This window comes from Cupriavidus sp. FW216-B1, assembly GCF_058789195.1.
In genome coordinates this window covers 440,399-446,398 of record NZ_JBYTEL010000006.1, presented here as the reverse complement: position 1 = coordinate 446,398, position 6,000 = coordinate 440,399, and the positions used below count along the sequence as shown (strand labels likewise).

Annotated in this window: 6 protein-coding genes; all 6 read left to right on the top strand. The window is 64.0% G+C overall.

Translation table 11 applies throughout. The annotated features are described in order from the left end of the window. Nucleotides 1-268: 268 nt before the first annotated feature. The 6 genes from recX to AC3WXD_RS16520 all read left to right on the top strand — a co-directional run bounded on the left by recX (nt 269) and on the right by AC3WXD_RS16520 (nt 5,873). Nucleotides 269-736, top strand: coding sequence for a recombination regulator RecX (gene recX, locus AC3WXD_RS16545; protein WP_059410580.1), 468 nt, complete (start codon nt 269-271; stop codon nt 734-736). Nucleotides 737-1,103: 367 nt separating this feature from the next. Next, a complete protein-coding gene (locus tag AC3WXD_RS16540) occupies nt 1,104-1,778 on the top strand; it encodes a DUF2889 domain-containing protein (RefSeq protein WP_059410581.1) in 675 nt (224 codons plus the stop codon). 68 nt (nt 1,779-1,846) lie between these two features. Further along, on the top strand, nt 1,847-3,013 hold the full coding sequence (sucC, locus tag AC3WXD_RS16535; RefSeq protein WP_059410582.1) for an ADP-forming succinate--CoA ligase subunit beta: 1,167 nt from the start codon (nt 1,847-1,849) through the stop codon (nt 3,011-3,013). 91 nt (nt 3,014-3,104) lie between these two features. Then, the gene (sucD, locus tag AC3WXD_RS16530) at nt 3,105-3,986 is read left to right on the top strand and encodes a succinate--CoA ligase subunit alpha (RefSeq protein WP_020204405.1); all 882 of its coding nucleotides are present in this window, start codon (nt 3,105-3,107) and stop codon (nt 3,984-3,986) included. Nucleotides 3,987-4,310: 324 nt separating this feature from the next. Then, nucleotides 4,311-5,006, top strand: coding sequence for a TerC family protein (locus AC3WXD_RS16525; protein ID WP_020423857.1), 696 nt, complete (start codon nt 4,311-4,313; stop codon nt 5,004-5,006). A gap of 369 nt (nt 5,007-5,375) precedes the next feature. Next, complete coding sequence (locus AC3WXD_RS16520; protein ID WP_492324193.1) at nt 5,376-5,873, top strand: pilin; 498 nt, start codon at nt 5,376-5,378, stop codon at nt 5,871-5,873. The last annotated feature ends 127 nt before the right edge of the window (nt 5,874-6,000 follow it).

Here is a 6,000-nt window from a genome sequence, read left to right as displayed (position 1 = left end):
CCCCCCCCCCCCCCCCCCCCCCCCCCCCCCCCCCCCCCCCCCCCCCCCCCCCCCCCCCCCCCCCCCCCCCCCCCCGGTGTGCATTCCGCGGCCGCAACTCGTCGGTGGCCGCGATTGCTGGCGGTTGCCGGCTGTTGTTTGCCCGCCGTTGTTTGCCGGTTGTTGCTTGTCAGTCATCGCTTGCTTGCCGTCGCCGGTTCGGCACCGCACCAGGCAGCCATATTCCACCGTTGCATTCGCGCCGCGTCCCATCGCGCCGCTTTCTTTCATGGCCACACGTCCTCCCCTTTCGCTGAAGGCCCGCGCGGTCGGCTACCTGTCGCGCCGCGAGCACAGCCGGGCGGAACTGGCCCGCAAGCTGGCTCCCCATGCGGAATCGCCCGAGGCGCTCGAGCAATTGCTGGATGCGCTCGAGCGCGAGAACTGGCTGTCCAACGCGCGCTTCGTCGACAGCCTGGTGCACCGCCGCGCCAGCCGCTACGGCGCGGCCCGCGTCATGCAGGAAGCGCGCACCCACCAGCTTGGCGGCGACCAGTTGGCGGATCTGCAGGAGCGCCTGCGCGATTCCGAACTGGAACGCGGCCGCGCGGTCTGGCAGAAGCGCTTCGGCGCGCCGCCGGCCACGCCCGAGGAACGGGCAAAGCAGATCCGCTTCCTGGTGGCCCGCGGCTTCTCCCGCGCCGTGGTGAGCCAGATCATCAAGGGCGCCGACGAGTGGCTGGACGGTAGCGACTGACGCCGCGCGCGGCGTTGTGCGACCGCAGCACGGAGGGTGCCGCCGCGACGCTGCCATGCACCGGCACGGGGCGCATACCTGCTTTGGCAGTAGGCGTATTCACCGCGTCCGGCATCCGTTCCGCCCGTCGCCCGCGCGCCGCCCGAGCGCCTTGCGCCGCGCATTCCCGCACCGCAGCAGGCCATCCGCCGGACGACAATCGCCGGCAACGGCACTCCGCACAGTTTGTTCCCGGTCAAACTTGTGCGGCATGTTAAAATCCTGCGGTTTCCCGGCCCAGCCGTCCTGAGTCGTTCTGAGTCGTGTCTGTTAAGCCGTTCCTGGTCATATCCATTAGCCGCCTGTTCCCCCGCTCCAGCCTGGTGTTATGCCGCTTTCCCCGCCCGTCAACCGTTCCCTGCGCCATCGCCGTGCCATCACGGCCGAGGCCTATCTTAGGGACGATGGCCTGTGGGACATCGAGGCGCGCCTGACCGACACCAAGCCGCGCGACATTCCGCTGGCCGGCGGCGGCGTGCGCCCGGTCGGCCAGCCGCTGCACGACCTGTGGCTGCGCGTCACCATCGACCTGCGCATGAACGTGGTGGACGCCGAGGCGTGCTCCGACTGGGTGCCGTATCCCGGCCAGTGCGACACCATCGGCCCGGCCTACCGTAAGCTGATCGGCCTGAACCTGATGAAGGGTTTCCGCAAGGCGGTGCGCGAGCGCCTGTCGGGCGTGGCCGGCTGCACCCACCTGACCGAGCTGGCCGGCGTGCTGCCGACCACCGCGATCCAGGCTTTCGCCGGCGACGTCTTCAACATCCGCGACGCCGGCACCGAAGACACCAATCCCGAACCACCTTACCAGTTGCACGGCTGCCATGCCCTGCATTTCGAAGGTGAGGTGGTGCGCCAGTTTTACCCGCGCTGGTATGGTCACCAGCCGAAGCCGAGGATCAGGGCCGAAGGGTCCCCGATCCCGGCGGCGCAGCCAGCGGAGGCGCTCGCCGCCGCCGACGGCGGCGCCGACTCCCGCAGGCTCACCGGCACCTCCGGCTAAGCCGCACGGCCTGCAAAACGCCGAGATTCCATCTCCACACTTTTACGCCTACCCGAAAGGAAACACGCATGAATATCCATGAGTACCAAGGCAAGGAAATCCTGCGCAAATACAATGTGCCGGTTCCGCGCGGCATCCCCGCGTTCTCGGTCGAAGAGGCCCTGAAGGCTGCTGAGCAACTGGGCGGCCCGGTCTGGGTCGTCAAGGCGCAGATCCACGCGGGCGGTCGCGGCAAGGGCGGCGGCGTGAAGGTGGCCAAGAGCATCGACGAGGTCAAGACCTACGCCACCAACATCCTCGGCATGACCCTGGTCACGCACCAGACCGGCCCGGAAGGCAAGAAGGTCAACCGCCTGCTGATCGAAGAAGGCGCTGACATCAAGAAGGAACTGTACGTTTCGCTGGTGGTGGACCGCGTATCGCAGAAGGTGGCCCTGATGGCCTCCAGCGAAGGCGGCATGGACATCGAGGAAGTCGCTGCCCACACCCCGGAAAAGATCCACACCCTGATCATCGACCCGGCCACCGGCCTGGCCGACGCCGATGCCGACGACATCGCGCGCAAGATCGGCGTGCCCGACGCGAGCGTGGCGCAAGCCCGCCAGGCCCTGCAAGGCCTGTACAAGGCGTTCTGGGAAACCGACGCATCGCTGGCCGAAATCAACCCGCTGATCCTGACCGGCGACGGCAAGGTGATCGCGCTCGACGCCAAGTTCAACTTCGACTCCAACGCCCTGTTCCGCCACCCGGAAATCGTCGCCTACCGCGACCTGGACGAAGAAGACGCCAACGAAATCGAAGCCTCCAAGTTCGACCTGGCCTACATCTCGCTGGACGGCAACATCGGCTGCCTGGTGAACGGCGCCGGCCTGGCGATGGCCACGATGGACACCATCAAGCTGTTCGGCGGCGAGCCGGCCAACTTCCTCGACGTGGGCGGCGGCGCCACCACCGAGAAGGTGACCGAAGCCTTCAAGCTGATGCTGAAGAACCCGAACCTGAAGGCCATCCTGGTCAACATCTTCGGCGGCATCATGCGCTGCGACGTGATCGCCGAAGGCGTGATCGCTGCTTCCAAGGCCGTGTCGCTGTCCGTGCCGCTGGTCGTGCGCATGAAGGGCACCAACGAAGAGATCGGCAAGAAGATGCTGGCCGACTCGGGCCTGCCCATCATCGCTGCCGACACCATGGAAGAGGCCGCCCAGAAGGTGGTGGCCGCGGCCGCGGGCAAGTAAGCCAAGACGCACGAACGCCAACAAAACGCGAACGCGAGCGGTGCGCCGGGCCTGGCCCCGCGCTGCTACGAGCCAAGCAAAGGATTACAGCATGTCGATTCTGATCAACAAAGACACCAAGGTCATCACCCAGGGCATCACCGGCAAGACCGGCCAGTTCCACACCCGTGGCTGCCGCGACTACGCCAACGGCAAGAACGCCTTCGTGGCGGGCGTGAACCCGAAGAAGGCCGGCGAAGACTTCGAAGGCATTCCCATCTACGCCAGCGTGAAGGACGCCAAGGACTCCACCGGCGCCACCGTTTCCGTGATCTACGTGCCGCCCGCGGGCGCCGCCGCCGCGATCTGGGAAGCCGTCGACGCCGACCTGGACCTGGTGGTCTGCATCACCGAAGGCATCCCCGTGCGCGACATGATGGAGCTCAAGGACAAGATGCGTAAGGGCAACAAGAAGACCTTGCTGCTCGGACCGAACTGCCCTGGCCTGATCACGCCGGACGAAATCAAGATCGGCATCATGCCGGGCCACATCCACCGCAAGGGCCGCATCGGCGTGGTGTCGCGCTCGGGCACGCTGACCTATGAAGCCGTGGGCCAGCTGACCGCGCTGGGCCTGGGCCAGTCGTCGGCAGTGGGCATCGGTGGCGACCCCATCAATGGCCTGAAGCACATCGACATCATGAAGATGTTCAACGACGATCCCGAAACGGACGCCGTGGTCATGATCGGCGAAATCGGCGGTCCGGACGAAGCCAACGCCGCGCAATGGATCAAGGACAACATGAAGAAGCCGGTGGTCGGCTTCATCGCTGGCGTGACCGCGCCTCCGGGCAAGCGCATGGGCCACGCCGGCGCGCTGATCTCGGGCGGTGCCGACACGGCGCAGGCCAAGCTGGAAATCATGGAAGCCTGCGGCATCAAGGTCACCAAGAATCCGTCGGAAATGGGCCGCCTGCTCAAGTCGATCCTGTAATCGCCGCTGTCTGGTGAATCCCGCCCGCGAGGGCGGGAGAATTACCGGGCCGGCGCGCGGTTGCCCCAGGGCAGCCGCGCCGCCAGCCACCGATGCCCCCGCCTTCGTGCGGGGGCGCGTCATTCTGGGACGCCAGGAACCTAGGGTATCTCCCGAGGCGGGCGGGAAGGCGATTGAAACCGAATCGAAAGCTTGATACGGTAAATCTCATGTCTGAAAAATCAGACATCCGAATTTTGTCGTTGGCTGAACATCGTCGGTTGCGCATCGCCCGTCGCCATGCGGCGTTCGAACCATAATTCAAGAAACTCGAGGAGCTTTACCGTGGAATTGTTGTCCTCCACCGCATTCTGGATCGCGCTGGGATCCATCATCCTGACCAACATCGTGCTCTCCGGCGACAACGCCGTGGTGATCGCGCTCGCCTCGCGCAACCTGCCGCCCGCGCAGCAGAAGAAGGCGATCTTCTGGGGCAGCGCCGCCGCCATCGTCATGCGCGTGATCCTGACCGTGGCCGCGGTCAAGCTGCTGAGCCTGCCGTACCTCAAGATCGTCGGCGCCGCGCTGCTGGTCTACATCGGCGTGCAACTGCTGACCGGCGACGACGAGGAAGAAGGCCACGCCGCCAAGGAAAATATCTGGGCCGCGATCCGCACCATCCTGATCGCCGACCTCGTGATGTCGCTCGACAACGTGGTCGCCGTGGCCGCCGCCGCCCAGAAGGGGCCGGAAGGCAGCCAGCTGATGCTGCTGGTGCTGGGCCTGGGCCTGTCCATCCCGCTGATCGTGTTCGGCAGCACCATCCTGCTCAAGGTCATGGACCGCTTCCCCATCATCATCGTGCTGGGCGCCGCGCTGCTGGGCTACCTCGCCGGCGAAATGCTGGTGAGCGACCCGGTCGACTCCGCCTGGTTCGAAATGCACGTGCCGCACGCGCACCTGGTGTTCGGCATCGTCGGCGCCGCGCTGGTGGTGGTGATCGGCAAGCTGATGCAGAAGCGCGCGGCACAGCCGGCGTGACGGCCTGATGCCGGTCCCGCTCGCAGGGGCGGGATCGCGGTCAGACGGGGCGGTGCTCTTGTCGCACCGCGGGACGGGCGGCCCTGGGGCCGCCCGTTGCGTTTTCCGAGACAGGAATCTGGTTGTGAATTCAGTGTGATTTCGTACTGAATTAAGCGGAACCCTCGGTTTACTGACTGTCTGCGTCATCGCAAGTGACAAAATTTGCGCGCTGTCAAAGCTAGGAGTGCTCTGAAGTGGCGAAAATTGTCACCTGCCAACGAGAGTTCAAGGGGCGCCGGGCTGGCACGCAAACTGCTAAAGATTGTGCAGCATCACATGAAACAAGATGTTTCTATTTGTATCCAAAATTCCTTCGAGGGGTCAATCATGCAACAACGGGTTCAACTGAAGAAACTGGGCCGCCGTGCCCAGAAGGGCTTTACGCTGATCGAACTGATGATCGTGGTTGCGATCATCGGCATCCTGGCGGCGATTGCGATTCCGCAGTATCAGGACTACACGGTAAAGGCGAAGGTCGCAGCTGCCATTTCTTCCGTGGATGCTATCAAGACCGCAGTCGGTGTATGTGCTCAAGAAGCAGGTGGGGTGCTCGATAGCTGTGACACGAATGCGGCAGGTATTCCTAATTTCACGGGCACCAAGGAAGTAGCGGGAGTTCTCGTGACCAATGGTGAGGTCGTCCTTACCCTCGCCACTGGTGTTGGTACTGGCCTGGATGGGCAGACCATTACTATGACGCCCACTGTTCCGCAGGGTAATGCCAATCTCATTTGGACAAATACGACTTCCATTACTCAGGCTGGCAACAAGGCCGCCTATGACGCAATTATCAAGAATAATCCCACTGCTGCTAGCGGCGCTTAAGATCTCCGGGAACTCAAAAATTTAAAAAGCGCCTTCGGGCGCTTTTTTTGATTCTATATATTTGTTGACTGCTCAGTCGATATCGTATGTTGCCAAGAGGACATGAGGTACGAATTAGATTGCTTTC